The sequence below is a fragment of the Janthinobacterium sp. B9-8 genome (assembly GCF_000969645.2).
In the GTDB taxonomy this organism is placed as follows: Bacteria; Pseudomonadota; Gammaproteobacteria; order Burkholderiales; family Chitinibacteraceae; genus Iodobacter.
This window is the reverse complement of the sequence record NZ_CP014222.1, coordinates 4,503,492-4,517,976: the sequence shown is the minus strand read 5'-3', so window position 1 is coordinate 4,517,976 and position 14,485 is coordinate 4,503,492. Positions and strand designations below refer to the sequence as shown.

Annotated in this window: 13 protein-coding genes; all 13 read right to left on the bottom strand. The window is 37.1% G+C overall.

Translation table 11 applies throughout. The features are described 5' to 3' along the window. Positions 1 to 25: 25 nt before the first annotated feature. Positions 26 to 1,150, bottom strand: coding sequence for a glycosyltransferase (locus VN23_RS20295; protein ID WP_046350451.1), 1,125 nt, complete (start codon positions 1,148 to 1,150; stop codon positions 26 to 28). Positions 1,151 to 1,174: 24 nt separating this feature from the next. Then, positions 1,175 to 2,236 carry a glycosyltransferase family 4 protein gene (locus VN23_RS20290; protein WP_046350452.1) on the bottom strand — a complete coding sequence of 354 codons (1,062 nt, stop codon included), beginning with the start codon at positions 2,234 to 2,236 and terminating at the stop codon, positions 1,175 to 1,177. A gap of 2 nt (positions 2,237 to 2,238) precedes the next feature. After that, positions 2,239 to 3,633: an O-antigen polymerase gene (locus VN23_RS20285; RefSeq protein WP_062654945.1), complete on the bottom strand. Its 1,395-nt coding sequence runs from the start codon at positions 3,631 to 3,633 to the stop codon at positions 2,239 to 2,241. Next, the gene (locus tag VN23_RS20280; protein WP_046350454.1) at positions 3,618 to 4,610 is read right to left on the bottom strand and encodes a glycosyltransferase family 2 protein; all 993 of its coding nucleotides are present in this window, start codon (positions 4,608 to 4,610) and stop codon (positions 3,618 to 3,620) included. Before VN23_RS20280 ends, VN23_RS20285 begins: the two co-directional genes overlap by 16 nt. Next, the gene (locus VN23_RS20275; RefSeq protein ID WP_046350455.1) at positions 4,607 to 5,650 is read right to left on the bottom strand and encodes a hypothetical protein; all 1,044 of its coding nucleotides are present in this window, start codon (positions 5,648 to 5,650) and stop codon (positions 4,607 to 4,609) included. Before VN23_RS20275 ends, VN23_RS20280 begins: the two co-directional genes overlap by 4 nt. A gap of 2 nt (positions 5,651 to 5,652) precedes the next feature. Then, on the bottom strand, positions 5,653 to 6,783 hold the full coding sequence (wecB, locus tag VN23_RS20270) for a non-hydrolyzing UDP-N-acetylglucosamine 2-epimerase (RefSeq protein WP_046350456.1): 1,131 nt from the start codon (positions 6,781 to 6,783) through the stop codon (positions 5,653 to 5,655). Beyond that, positions 6,780 to 7,766 (bottom strand): glycosyltransferase family 2 protein, encoded by a 987-nt coding sequence (locus VN23_RS20265; RefSeq protein ID WP_052746421.1) that lies wholly within the window; start codon positions 7,764 to 7,766, stop codon positions 6,780 to 6,782. The genes wecB and VN23_RS20265 overlap by 4 nt, the downstream gene beginning before the upstream one ends. Next, positions 7,763 to 9,133, bottom strand: a complete 1,371-nt coding sequence (locus VN23_RS20260; RefSeq protein ID WP_046350457.1) for a hypothetical protein — start codon at positions 9,131 to 9,133, stop codon at positions 7,763 to 7,765. The genes VN23_RS20265 and VN23_RS20260 overlap by 4 nt, the downstream gene beginning before the upstream one ends. Positions 9,134 to 9,208: 75 nt before the next feature. Further along, on the bottom strand, positions 9,209 to 10,105 hold the full coding sequence (locus VN23_RS20255) for a transketolase family protein (protein ID WP_046350458.1): 897 nt from the start codon (positions 10,103 to 10,105) through the stop codon (positions 9,209 to 9,211). Next, a complete protein-coding gene (locus VN23_RS20250; RefSeq protein ID WP_046350459.1) occupies positions 10,105 to 10,911 on the bottom strand; it encodes a transketolase in 807 nt (268 codons plus the stop codon). Before VN23_RS20250 ends, VN23_RS20255 begins: the two co-directional genes overlap by 1 nt. Continuing rightward, positions 10,904 to 11,947 (bottom strand): NAD-dependent epimerase/dehydratase family protein, encoded by a 1,044-nt coding sequence (locus tag VN23_RS20245; RefSeq protein WP_046350460.1) that lies wholly within the window; start codon positions 11,945 to 11,947, stop codon positions 10,904 to 10,906. The genes VN23_RS20250 and VN23_RS20245 overlap by 8 nt, the downstream gene beginning before the upstream one ends. 2 nt (positions 11,948 to 11,949) lie before the next feature. After that, a complete protein-coding gene (gene rfbH, locus VN23_RS20240; protein WP_046350461.1) occupies positions 11,950 to 13,266 on the bottom strand; it encodes a lipopolysaccharide biosynthesis protein RfbH in 1,317 nt (438 codons plus the stop codon). Positions 13,267 to 13,401: 135 nt separating this feature from the next. Further along, a complete protein-coding gene (rfbG, locus tag VN23_RS20235; protein WP_046350462.1) occupies positions 13,402 to 14,478 on the bottom strand; it encodes a CDP-glucose 4,6-dehydratase in 1,077 nt (358 codons plus the stop codon). Positions 14,479 to 14,485: the final 7 nt, after the last annotated feature.

The following is a 14,485-nucleotide window of genomic DNA, read 5'->3' as shown; positions in this document are numbered from 1 at the left end:
ACAGCTCTCAAAATATATAAAACAATTAAGATGCAAGAATGTCCGCATATAGTTTTGAAGTAGACAAAACCATTTTATCGGCAGTAAACATCGACAGGTAACGATCTCTAGCACCATCAGCATAACGACGAAGAAGATCTTTATCAGAAAGTATACTATTTATCGCCTTTGCAAGAGCAACGGAATCCATAATAGGAACATTAATACCAGAAACATCATGGCAATTTACCCATGGAACACCAGAGTCCGGAATTTCAGTGGCAATTATCGGCTTAGAAAACGCCATCGCCTCCAACAAAACAACACCAAATGCCTCAGATTTAAAAATAGAAGGCAAGCAAAATAGATCACAATATGAATAATAGGAAAATAATTCCTCATGTGGGATTTTGCCTAACAACTTCACTTTATCAGCAAGCCCAGAACTATCAATTTTCATTTGTAAGCCAGCAAGCAACTCCCCACTACCACCAATCAGTATTACGGTATCATCATCCAAATATTTTGCAGCATCAACCAGATAGGAAAAGCCTTTATAATATGACATTCTACCTAAGGAGAAGACAATTCTCTTAGAATGATATTTTTCCTGCAATTTTTTCACGGCTATTTCACTAGTGAATGAAATAGGATCCCTAATTCCAATAGGCACTATCACCACTTTACTTTTGAAACGAGCCAAATCTAAAGATGACTCTAAATAAGCCTCAGAAGTAACAATAATTGAATCGGCTCTACGAAGTAACCAGTCTTGAAGCGGTCGATATAGTTTTAATAATTTTTTTTGCTTAACAATATCACTATGCCAATGTATAACAATTTTGCACTCAGGTCTAACTAGCCAAATTGCAAGGTTGGCCATTGGATCAGGTAAATGAACATGAAGTACATCATAGTCTTTTACTACTTGTGCTAACTTCACAATCATCGCAGGAGAAATAGAAGTAGAGAATATTTGCCCCCAAGAAGCAGACCTTGAAACCTGATAGGTACCATTTACTGTTTCTAAGGATGATTGATTAATTTTATTTGAACACAGAACATCAGTTTGTACTCCATGTGCGTTCAAACCTTCAGTTAAATCGAACATCACTGATTCAATACCACCAACCACAGGTGGGTAAAACTTACCGAACTGTAATACTTTCACTTATATTTCCTTCAAAACACATACTCAATTATTGAGTTCACAATGAAGCATTCTTGCCGTATTACTCCACTTGAATTGTTTTACCCTTTCATTACCAGACAAGATTAATTGCTCTCTTAACTGATTATTATATGACAATTCATTCATTGTCCGAGCAATAGCATTTGGTTGCAAAGGGTCAAAGTATAATGCCGCATCTCCACATACTTCTGGAATAGCTGCAGAGTTAGATGCAACGACAGGACATCCACATGACATAGCTTCTAATGGCGGGATTCCAAAACCTTCATAGATTGAAGGAAAAACGAAGAACAAAGCATTTTCATACAATGACTTCAGCATTTCATCAGTAATATAACCGGTGTAGATAATCTTAGTATTTTCATTTGAATTCAAATCCACTTGTGAAAAAACACCAGAATTACCCCCACCTGCAATAACAATCGGTAAGTTCACAAACTCCATCGCCTCTATCAATTTACTAATATTCTTAGTTGGATTAAGGCTACCAACAGCTAAAGAATATGTTCTCGGCTTTAAATTAAATTTATACAAAATACTATCATCTGACACCAAAGAAGTCATATGATCACAGGCATTATATAAGACTTTAACCTTTCCCTCTTCAATCTTTAAAAAATATGCAAGCCTTTCTTTGGAAAAATTCGACACTGTAAAAATTTTTATTGATGTTCTCTTTAATATTGAGAAACAGAATTTATACCAAAGTCTAAACAAAGCAGTATATGCAGATGGATGCTCATATAAGGCTGAATCATGAATTGTTATAAACTGTTTAATTTTAAATAAAGGTGCTGCACCTGAAAAATTAAGCAATATTGAAAAAGAAGACCAGAATGGTAATACCAACTGCTCCCATAAATGTCCCTTAATTTTCCAGCCAACGTACTTTAGCTTAATTCTCTTTAACACAGGCGGAATAGCATTACATGGACATAATAAAGTATATTCGGTTAGATCATTTATCTCATCCAAATATAAATCAAATGCAATCAAAAGCTGCAATGAAAACCGTTGAACCCCTGTGGAGCGCTGCGATAAAAAACGACCATTGATATATATCAATTTTAGCCCCTAGTATATTTCACAGCATTAATCTTTTTTGCTCCGAGCAAAAAAACATACATCAAAAACGATAAATAGAGCATATTAGCAAAATAATTGCTATGAACACCTTCATTAACTAGCCCCATAGGAAAAGTAAAAAAGAAAGCGCACCATACAACAGAAACTACATTTTTAGAGCTAAACAAGACGTCAAATTTCCTACAAAAAAAGCCAACAGTACAACCAACAATTGCAACACCGCCCCACAACGCATTTAAATATGCTTCAAGCACTATTGACGGATAAATATTCACACCATCTGCAAACAAACCAGGTCTCACAACAGATGTCACATACGCAGCTGTCAATGGGGGTTTATCAGCCCACACCCCTCGAGGTATAAAATGCAGAATAGAATAAATATATGACCCTCCCCAAAGGCTGTGCAAATCTCCATTGTGGTACAGTTTAACTGCGTCACTGATCAATGGCAGAACATCCATTCGAGCCATGAATAAAACAAAGACTAAATCCATATCATCAATCATCATCTCTAATGCATTCCAATACACGTTCAAATTTCCAATTTCAATATCTCTGACGTAACCAAAAAATGACACAAGGAAAACTAATATTGGAGAAAGAAGTAGCAGTGCTAAAATTGGGACCGGTTTAATGTATTTATGTCTAAATACTAAGTTAATAAAAAACAACATAATCAGACCTGAACGGCTTGCATTCAAAACCATCTCAGCCACTAGGAATAGTGTAAGCAAAAAAATACTCTTTCTATTTTCGCCTGAGGTATAAAATCGATACAAAATAATATAATAAGCCAAACTACTTAAAGTAAAAATTCGAAATAAATATGCCATACCCATGTTCTGAGTTTCAGCAGCCACATCTAGTGTGGTAGAAGCGCCTGCAGAAAAGATCGTGAAACATATCACTGAGAGTAATTTGAGTACAATAAATACAAGTAATGAATATCGACAGAGGCGTGGCCAGTTAATCTTTATTGCCAAGCTCCGTTTTGAAACATGACTAGAAGATAAAGAATACCCGATGGTATAAAACAAACAAAAAAACAGAACAAGCGAAAGAGGAGTTAGTAAGTCAGCGTTATTTTGAAATACAGACTGCTCAATAGATTTTAATACAAAAAAAAAAAAAACAGTCACACCTAGCCAAAAAGAAGAGGAGAAAAAATAATTTGAAAACGACGTGTACAGACCACACCATGCTATACAAAAAAAAATAATCCCGATGTTAAGAGCGAAGATTTTACTTAAATAATCATCAGACCCAGCACCTTGAAATGCCATTACTACCATACAAAGAGCTACAACAAACATAACAATTTGGGTAATAAGTCTATACTGCAAAACTCTATGAGATACTATTTTTTGCAACATATAACATTTCCAAAAGATGCTGTTAATGCACGTAATCCAGCCGGAATATCACCTTGAGCAAAGCGTCGGAATGCTGATAAAAAAATACATAGCCGGACATGGACTATTCGATTCGGAAAAAATTTTTTTGAAAATATTAATCTATTACGCAAAGAGTATTCATCCGCAAATGCTGAGCGCCTCCCTTTCTTTTGTGTGCTACTCCCAATACTTGCGCCTTCTTTGTGAACAACAATACTATCTGCCGCATAACCAAGTTTAAATCTAGGATTAGCACGCTTGGCCCTCATTGCCCAATCTAACTCTTCAAAATATATGAAATATCCTTCATCCATTAAGCCAACTTGCTCAAGAAACTCTTTAGAAACAAGCATTGCTGCGCCAACAATATAATCAAATTCATCAGCATTTATAGATTTGCATAACGCTTCTGAATATTGCATATGGCCTAAAATATGCTCTATTGTTCCTAAGTAAGAATTGTACTTACCACCAACGGCCTGGATTATATTAGGCTGATCATGATATAAAAGAGTTGATCCACAAATACCAATACGACTATCACTTTTAGCATGCTTGACTAATGCTGAAAGTGCATATTTATCAACCTCAGTATCATTATTTAAAATCCAAACATACTTCATGCGAGGATCTTTAAGAGCTAAACCTATACCTGCATTCATGCCCCCTGCAAACCCCAAATTTTTACCATTTTGCAATAAGAAAAAATCATTTTCTTGAATAGAATACTCATTTTCATTCGATGCATTGATGCATTTTAAATTCGTTCTTTTCAAGTCTGGATTGCTATTTTTTTCACTAAGAATCCAGTCTTTTATTTCATTATAAGAATTATTCTCTGAATTATTATCGCACACAACAACTCGATACTCACATTCAACCAGTTGAAATATGCTTTTCAAGCAAGAGATTGTGTCCTCCCACCCATTCCAATTTAAAATAACAATATAAATCATACTTGAACCATCTGCTTTAAAGAAGTTATACCCTCTTTCATTTCATTTTGAATAGACTGAATTACAGAATAATTCCTATTCTTCATTTTATTTAGCTCTGACAAGGATGGTAATTTAGATAATATGAAATCTTCATATCGAATAAATTGATATCCGTGTCTAGAAAAGTCACCAACATCCTTACTTAATACTATTGGCACTACACCATTAGCTAAATATTCTATTCCTTTTGTTGGGCATGCCACCCTATTAAGTAAAATATCATCTCTTAGTAGAAACCCGTAATCTGATTCAAGATAATGCTTTTCAACTAATGCGGGAGAAACACTTTTCACTTCTAAATTATCAATGCCATAATTTTCTGCTAACCGTAACATTTCATCTGGCTTGCCTGTTAAAAATCGATATCGCACACTTAAATTACATTTAACAGCCTCAAGCATTTTAGGTACGTTTTGCCATTTCTGAATTCCCCCTGCATAAATTACCAAAGGAGAATCTTCCTGATTTTTACAACACAGATCTTGAGCATTTACTCCCTGAGTAATAATTGGAATAACCAAATCAGCAGTACAATTTCTACCATATTTATTTTTAAAATGCTCCTGCATTATTTTAGTTACAGAAATTATACTATAACTTTTTTCAACCGCTATTTTTTCAACGCAATTATAAACATATGCAGCTATATTGCCCCCCTCAAACAACATTTCCTCTGGTACAACACCATGCATATCCAAGATAACTTTTTTAAAATAAAAAAAAGGAAGTACCTTCAAGGCGTTATACACCGAGTGGACATATAATAACCGTGCTTTTGCAACCACCGACAATATAATTAAAAATGAAAAAAAGAAGTTCAACTGATAAACAGTTAAATTATTCTTAATAATTATACTTTTTTTAAAAAAACGCCTAAATGATATATCTAAATAAACTCGATTTTCTGTTTCAAAATTACTGTCAATTGAAGCAATACGTTGTATCATTCCGTCCTGCTCATTATGACAGTCTGGATATGGAGCAATAAAAACAAGCATAATTATTTCTCTGCAAGTGAGCTACTTAATGAATCAACAATAGTTTTACACGCATTTCCTGTGCCATAGGGATTATGTGCAGCTGTCATTTGTTGATAATCTTTTCCTTCCTTTAACAGGTTTTCAACACCATCAATTATTCGAGAAGTATTTGCGCCGGTTAGCATAACAGTACCTGCCAATACCGCCTCAGGACGTTCTGTTGTATCACGCATCACTAGGACTGGTTTACCAAGTGATGGAGCTTCTTCTTGAATCCCCCCGCTATCAGTAAGGATCAAAAAACTTTGCTTCATCAAATACACAAAAGGTAAATAATCTTGTGGATCAATCAAGTAAATATTCTCGCTATTACTTAAATACTTATTTACAGGGACCTGAACATTGGGATTTAAATGAACAGGATAAACAACTTGAACATCATCTCTGATTGCTAAAACACTCAAAGCTGCACAAATATTTTCAAAACCTTGCCCAAAATTTTCTCTTCTGTGACCTGTAACTAAGATTAGTTTTTTACTTTTATCAATAAAAGAAAATTTCTGATGTAGCTTTGCAGACAATGTCGAATCTAAATCGATTTGCTTACTTGTAGCCAATAAAGCATCAATAACTGTATTTCCTGTAATACAAATACTTTCCTCTTTAATCCCTTCATTTAGAAGATTATTTTTAGCAATTTCTGTTGGGGCAAAATGCATCCATGCCATTAGGCTGGTAATTTTTCTATTTAATTCTTCTGGCCAAGGTGAATATATATCACCTGTACGCAAACCAGCTTCAATATGGCCAACACGAATACGATGATAAAATGCAGACAAACTACAGGCCATTGAAGTAGTTGTATCACCATGAACAAGCACCAAATCTGGCTTGAAATCTTCAAAGACAGGTTTTAATGCCAATAAAATTCTTGAAGTAATATCAGACAAATCTTGTCCAGGTTGCATTAAATTCAAATCGTACTCTGGGACAATACTAAACAACTCCAGCACCTGATCCAACATTTGCCGATGCTGGGCCGTTACACATACTCGAGTTTCAAACTCACTACGCTGTTTAAGCTCTCGAACCAATGGCGCCATTTTGATGGCCTCTGGCCTTGTACCAAATACGACAAGAATTTTCTTCATTGTATTTTCACTTTTAAATTAGCTTTATATTCAATAAATTTTTTTAAGACTTTTTTTACTTTCAGTAATTCTATAATTTTAAATGAAAATATATAAATACCATACATAAAATAACCAAGCTCTTGATGCCTAGCATTTATTATTTCATCACCACCAAAACAAAAAGTATACAACAATACTTTTCCAGTATATGACCGCTTAAAAACAAAAGAAAAAGACTTTTGAACATTCATATTACCGCTATAAACTTCCGTTACTATTCTTCTAAATGTTATCAAATCAAGGTTCAGAATTTTACCAGGCTTATCTGTTGCATCATTAATATTGCCACCTCTTGCCGCAACAAATGCATTTTCGCTCGCTTTTATTGTACAACCTTGATTTATCATTGAATGCATGCAAAACAAGTGCACATATTGAGAACCCAACCATTTTTGATACTGATCGAAACTAGGCCAACGTGTGCGCAAAAAAATAAAGCTAGAAATAAATGCGAATGACAAACTTAGATTTGGAAGCGTTTTTATATACTCAGCAACATCATCTAAATTTTCAATTTTAGCAAACTGACCAGGTAATGTAACGACAGCAAGTAAAGTCTCCATGGTTAAATTATACTGATGATAACCATAATGTAGAATATCTGGCTTAGCACTATCCAATAGACCCTTTATATTGACAATTGCATCTGGCAGCAAACAGTCATCACTTCCCAAGATCATACAATATCGACCAGTTGCCATACTAACTACTTTAGTACAATTAATGTCAAACCCTTGGTTCGAATCAAAACGCTGATACCTAATATTTAACTTTTTTGAATACTCTAAAATCAACACCTCAGTATTATCAGTCGATGCATTATCGCTAATAACAACTTCTATATCTTTACATTCTTGGATAACAATGCTATCTAGACACTCTTTTAAATATTTATCTCGATTATATGTAGGTATACATATGGATAGCAATGGTTCACTCATGCAATTATGTCCTTAGAAGCTTTGGGAGTACGTTTGGATTTGAAAGTTACAAATATATAATTTGAATATCCAACGCCAATTAAAATACAAACACACGAATAAGCTAGCAATAAATTTAAAACACTAGAGTAACGACCCGCTAAGTAACATGAAACACCTATAAAAATAGCAAGAATAACTGCGTGCTGTAAGTATGGTTCACACTTATGAGCTCTTACATATGTTGCTTGAGCAAAAACAATATGATTTGCTAATACTGCTAGTAAAATCTGAGAAAACTCCAGAGGTTTTAACAATCGACCTGAAAAAGGAATATTTAGATAGTTAATAAGCAATAACGCAAACATAAATGTAACGACCAATAGGAATAAAACCCCCCAAGACTGCCAAAACACTTTTTTAAATAAATGATCCAACTGATCAAATTTTTCACTTGCAATTAACTGACCAAAAAATGGCGTTTTGGTGGTAATCCATGCCATGGCCAAAGAACTAAGCACATTAGCAATTGAAAAGCTCATCCCCACCTGCCCGGCAGCCTCTGGGCTGTGATATTTAAACACCAATGGAGTAAACAGCTGAAAAATAAAAAACCCACTGAGCCAGCTAATTGCAATGCGCCATTGCATGGGAAAAATTTCATTTTTCCAGCTTATTACATTTTCACTTTTCTTACTGATAAAAACACTATATAAAAAACTTCTTTTATTGAGAAATAACCAGCCAGAGTTACTACACAGAGTAACCAAAGCAATAATCGCGGCTGCAAATAAACCGGACCCAAGATATAAAGCCAGCCAAGCAGCAGAACTGGAAAAAACAGATTGAAACAGTCGCATTTTTGCAACCGCGGCAACCAGACCTGTGCCTTCTAAAAGTGCAATTACTGGGCTAATAAATAAATTCCCGCTAGTACAAAGAACTAAAACAACCCATGGCCAAGTCCAGCTCACCGATGACGCAGGATAGGAGCAATTAAAAAACAAATATCCAGCTGGTGCAACAATCAGCAGCATTAAGAGAGCGATAACTCCATACCATTTTATTGCTAATTTAAAGAGCGAGAATAAGCGGGATTTAGCCTGCTCATTCCCAGTAATCAAACCATCACGCCATGTAAGCTTAGACATCTCATGACTTGCAAACTGGGAAATAACACTACTGAACCCCAACTCAAAAAACACCTGCATAGCTAAAACACTGGAAAACGTGTAATAAAATCCTTGTTCGACCTTAGTTAAATCATGAGAAATAAAATAAAGAGTAATTAATCCAGCAAGTACGCTCCATCCTCTGGCAAAAAGTACATAAGCTACAGCTTTATCTATACCAATTTTATTAACTATATTACCAACGATTATGCGCATTAATGCTGACCAATTAAACCAGACAAATTATTTATAAATAAAATTGACAAAAAAATTAGAAAAATATTTTTTACTCTAGAGGAATACCCCCTCTAATTTCATGGCATTTAGTCCATGCTCCTCCATTAAATATGCATAGTCACCACATCGCTCTGAAAAGCGATCCTTAATTCCAATGATTTTAAAATCACACAGTAATTTACCTGCAATAATTTCTGCAATACATGAACCAAGCCCACCGTAGATCGAGTGTTCTTCTAAAATATATATTTTATTTCTGCCTGCACATATATCCAAAACTGCACTGGCATTTATCGGCTTAATTGACGGTACAGAATAAAGATCAATATTGGGATTGTTTTTGGCAATCTGACTACCCACACTAACCATCGACCCGGTGGCAAGAATTAATGTCTTTGCTTGTGGATTAACCTGCACAGGCATCAGTGCACCGATATCACCCTGAACTGGCTCACTGTGTACTTCGCCTAAATCAGCCTTTCCCATTCGTAAATAAGTAGCATGCTCAGAATTCAGCGCAAGGGACATTGTATAACTTAATTCATATGGGTCCGCCGGTGATAATATATTAAGATTTGGGATGGCCCGAAGTGCAGCAATATCTTCTGTAGATTGATGGCTTGATCCTAGGTGGCTATAAACAACACCCGCACCATCACCAATAAAAATTACTTTTAATGATTCATAGCAAACATCAATTTTTATTTGCTCTAATACCCGAATAGGTACAAATGCTGATAACCCATAGACAAAGGGTATAAAGCCCGCTTTTGCCAGACCTGCGGCAACGCCGACCATATTTTGTTCGGCAATTCCACAATTTATATATTGCTGTGGGCATTCTTTACGAAATGCATCAAACAAGGCGTAACCATGATCTCCAGTCAGCAATAAAATTTTAGGGTTGGCCTTAGCAGCAGCTACCAAAGCATCCGAAAAAGCTGCTCTCATTATTTATCTCCCTGCAATTCAGCCACAGCGGCGGCATAGGTTTCTTTATTTAAACGGGTGTAATGCCAGATATTATCGTTTTCCATAAATGAAACCCCTTTACCTTTTACTGTATTTGCCACAATAACTTTGGGCCTGCCATTTTTATTTGTTTTAAAAGCATTAATAGCTATATCTAACTCAGGCTCTGAGTGCCCATTAAGGGTTACTGCATCAAATTCAAAAGCCGCAAATTTTTTCTCAATACTGCCAAGACTCATTACCTCATCAGTTGTACCCATGGCTTGAAAACCATTTTTATCGACAATGACGATCAGATTATCTAATTTAAATTGTGAGGCAAATAATGCGGCTTCCCAAATTGGGCCTTCATTAATTTCACCATCGCCTACAATCACATAGCACATTTGCTCTGTTTTATTTAACTTAGCAGCTAAAGCAAGGCCAACAGCAACAGAAAGACCATGCCCTAAAGAGCCTGTTGTTGCTTCTATACCAGGGATATGAGCATCTGCTAGCCCTTTCAAGCGGGAGCCATTCTTAAAATACTGCTGAATATCTTCGTTAGCTAAATAGCCTTTTTCATGCAAACAGGCATATTGGGCCATCACACCATGCCCCTTGCTAAGTACCATATAATCTCTAATTGGTGACTCAACATCATTTTCAGGAAAATTTAAATGGCTTCTATATAGAACAGCTAAAATTTCAACAATAGAAAAAGCGCAACCCACATGAACAGTTGAGCCACTAAAGGCCATATCTAAAATAGTTTTTCTTATATTTTTTACATTAAAACTATCCATGAACAAGACCTTTATACCAGTGAAGTGTTTTTTTGATTGAAGATTCAAGATCTGTATACTCAACAACTAAAAGCTCTCTTTGCGCTTTTTGAGTTGCGGGTATATATCTCTGGGGTAAAACAGAATGATCCGGCTGTTGGCCTAAAGTTATCATTCTTTTTTCTTTATGCTTTTTATCTACGGCAGTCGCCAAATCGAGTATTGATATAGCTTGCTCAGAGCCAATATTAAACACCTTCACTGATGATTCATTTTCCAGTAACTTCAAAAGCCAAATTGTCATATCTGCAGCATACAAATATGAACGTAATGCGGTTCCATCACTTTGAATCGCTATATTTTTTTCATTTAGCACATCACGTATAAAATTACCGGCTGCAAAAGGTCCTTCTAAGGGCATTCCAGGGCCAATTAACGCAAAAATCCGAGCAATACCTACGTTAATTCCATACTTAATAGCATACAAATTTGTAAGCCATTCTGCAGCACGCTTCCCTTCGCCATAACCTGAGCGCAAGTCATTTAATTCTGGAGCACCTTTATATTTCTCATCCAGATGACTTATCTCAGGAGGTTGAACACCATAGACTGCCCCACTCGACGTCAGTAAAAAACTTTTAACGCCCGATTTTACGCAAAAATCTAAAACACGCCGAGTGCCTGCCACATTACTATCAAATACATTCAGATAATCCTGCTCTACACCTGCAACATCTGTTGCCGCATGAATTGCAATATCATATGAGCCTAGCGGAAACTCAAAATCAAGAACATCACCTTTTATAAATTGAATCCCCTGACTATTACTCCATCGAGGGTTCTTTTTTAAAAAAGCGTCTGGATTTCTGGATAATATAGTTATAGATATATTCGCATTCAGCCTTTTATTAGCCCATGCAATACTTTCTAATAGCCATATGCCTATAAAACCAGTACCGCCAGTAATAAATAGACGAGCACCAGAAAACTTGGACCACACGTCGGCCGTGTGCTCCAAGATAAAATCCAGATCATCAATTGGAACTGATGGCTGCATATTTAGAAATTCACACCAACAAATGTCTCAATTTTCTCAACTACAAAATCAAGCATTTCTGTAGTTAGGCCGGGGTAAACACCGATCCAGAAAGTATTGTGCATGACACGATCGGTATTGGTTAATTCGCCGCTAATACGGAAATTACGACCAATCATGTATGGCTGGCGGGTTAAGTTGCCGGCAAATAGTAGACGCGTACCAATTTTGTTTTGGTCTAAATAATTCAGCAGATCCACACGACTAATGCCAGCATCCTCACGGATGGTGATAGGGAAACCGAACCATGATGGTGAGCTGTTTGCTGTGGCTTCTGGCAGAATAAGAAACTCTGCACATGTTGCTAATTTTTCTTTCAGGTATTCAAAATTAGCCTGGCGTGCAGCAATAAAGCCTTCTAATTTATCCATTTGTGCGAGGGCACACGCGGCTTGCATATCGCTGATTTTTAAGTTGTAGCCCAGATGTGAATAGGTGTATTTATGATCGTAGCCTTCTGGCAAATTGCCCAGTTTCTGGCAAAAGCGTTTATTACAGGTATTGTCTTTACCGGGCCCGCAGTAGCAATCACGGCCCCAATCGCGGAATGATTCAATAATTTGTTTTAATTCATAATTATTGGTAAATACCGCACCGCCTTCACCCATGGTGATATGGTGTGCAGGGTAAAAGCTAAGTGTGCTGATATCACCAAATGTACCCACCAATTGACCATTGTAGGTAGAGCCTAGTGCATCACAACAATCTTCAATTAACCACAATTTATGACGGGTACAAATCTCACGAATCACTTCTAGATTGTATGGATTACCCAAGGTATGGGCCAGCATGATAGCTTTTGTCTTTGGGCTAATTGCGGCTTCAATTTTAGCGGGGTCGATATTGTAAGTTGGGATATCCACGTCTACAAATACGGGTACGGCGCCAAATTGTAAGATTGGATTCACTGTAGTTGGGAAACCCGCTGCCACACCAATCACTTCATCGCCTGGTAAAATAGCACGGGCGCCTAATTTATGTGAAGTCAGCGCGGAAAAAGCCAGCAAATTAGCGGATGAACCAGAGTTGGTGGTTAATACATATTTAACACCCAGATACTCGCTAAGGCGCTTTTCAAAAGCGTCATTAAAACGACCAGTTGTAAGCCAGCCATCTAAGGATGCTTCAACCATATTTTTAAGCTCGGCAGCATCCAATACTTTGCCCGATGGCGGAACAACCGAAGTACCTGCGGTAAATTCACGCGGAGCTAATGTAATAGCAGCAAATTCTTCAACCAACTTGGCAATTTGCAAACGAATTTCTTGAGATTTTTCCACGATTTATTCCTAATACTTAATTGTGTTAATTTTTATGAAATTTAAAAACTCTGATTTACTTTCTGTCGTCATTTCTGCACAGGTAAAAAATTCTACATTTACAACGGCCCCGAAAAAACGCTCGAAAATGACGGTTTAATCTGTGTTTCCTTCGCTGTTTTCGTATTCTTTAATTTGCTGCAAAGTAATCTGATGCATATCTGCACCTTGCAATTGTGCTTTGTGCCAGTCACATATTTTTACTAATGCTTGGCTTAAAGACCATCTAGGCTGCCAATTCAACTGCATATGCGCCTTGGAGCAGTCCAGTTTTAAATAATGCGCTTCATGCAAGGTTGCTGCTGAGGTGTCAATACGATAAGCCGCCCCATCACCCCAGATGCCAGTTAGCTGCTCAATAATCCAGCCTACTGGCTTAGCATCATGATCATGAGGGCCAAAATTCCAGCCCCCTACAACAGCTTGGCCTTGGGTATATAGATGTTCGGCCAAAGTTAAATAACCACTGAGTGGCTCTAATACATGCTGCCAAGGGCGAATTGAATGAGGGCTGCGAATCACAACTTCAGTGTTATTTTCAATAGCGCGAATCATATCAGGAATTAAGCGATCCCCTGCCCAATCGCCTCCACCAATCACATTGCCTGCTCTGCCGGATGCCAGTGCCACCTGTTGATGACTTCCAAAGTAAGAGTCACGATAGGCGCGTGTTACTAATTCAGAGCAACCTTTGCTATTGCTATAAGGATCGTGCCCGCCCATAGGCTCATTTTCACGATAGCCCCAAGGCCATTCCTGATTTTCATAGCATTTATCGCTGGTCACATTCACCACAGCTTTAATACCTTCAGATAGGCGAATCGCTTCCAGTAGATGAACCGTCCCCATCACATTGGTGGCATAGGTTTCAATTGGATTAGCGTAGGAATATCTCACCAATGGCTGGGCGGCCATATGAATCACAATCTCGGCCCCTGATTCATTCAGAGCAGCGTGCACCGCAGAGAAATCGCGAATATCCCCGATAATTGATTTCATTCCTGCTGCAACATTAGCCTCTTCAAATAGGCTAGGCGAGGTTGAAGGGGCTAGCGCAAAGCCAGTCACAATCGCTCCCATATGCTGCAACCATAAAGAGAGCCAGCTGCCTTTGAAACCTGTATGGCCTGTTAAGAAAACCTTTTTTCCCTGCCAAAATACTTTATTCATCATGCTGCCT

What these genes read in the sequence shown, in the direction of transcription:
- VN23_RS20265 (WP_052746421.1), bottom strand. Translation starts at nt 7,766, where the DNA reads ATGAGTGAACCATTGCTATCCATATGTATACCTACATATAATCGAGAT.
- VN23_RS20285 (WP_062654945.1), bottom strand. Translation starts at nt 3,633, where the DNA reads ATGTTGCAAAAAATAGTATCTCATAGAGTTTTGCAGTATAGACTTATT.
- VN23_RS20255 (WP_046350458.1), bottom strand. Translation starts at nt 10,105, where the DNA reads ATGAGAGCAGCTTTTTCGGATGCTTTGGTAGCTGCTGCTAAGGCCAAC.
- VN23_RS20275 (WP_046350455.1), bottom strand. Translation starts at nt 5,650, where the DNA reads ATGCTTGTTTTTATTGCTCCATATCCAGACTGTCATAATGAGCAGGAC.
- wecB (WP_046350456.1), bottom strand. Translation starts at nt 6,783, where the DNA reads ATGAAGAAAATTCTTGTCGTATTTGGTACAAGGCCAGAGGCCATCAAA.
- VN23_RS20260 (WP_046350457.1), bottom strand. Translation starts at nt 9,133, where the DNA reads ATGCGCATAATCGTTGGTAATATAGTTAATAAAATTGGTATAGATAAA.
- VN23_RS20280 (WP_046350454.1), bottom strand. Translation starts at nt 4,610, where the DNA reads ATGATTTATATTGTTATTTTAAATTGGAATGGGTGGGAGGACACAATC.
- VN23_RS20250 (WP_046350459.1), bottom strand. Translation starts at nt 10,911, where the DNA reads ATGGATAGTTTTAATGTAAAAAATATAAGAAAAACTATTTTAGATATG.
- VN23_RS20245 (WP_046350460.1), bottom strand. Translation starts at nt 11,947, where the DNA reads ATGCAGCCATCAGTTCCAATTGATGATCTGGATTTTATCTTGGAGCAC.
- rfbG (WP_046350462.1), bottom strand. Translation starts at nt 14,478, where the DNA reads ATGATGAATAAAGTATTTTGGCAGGGAAAAAAGGTTTTCTTAACAGGC.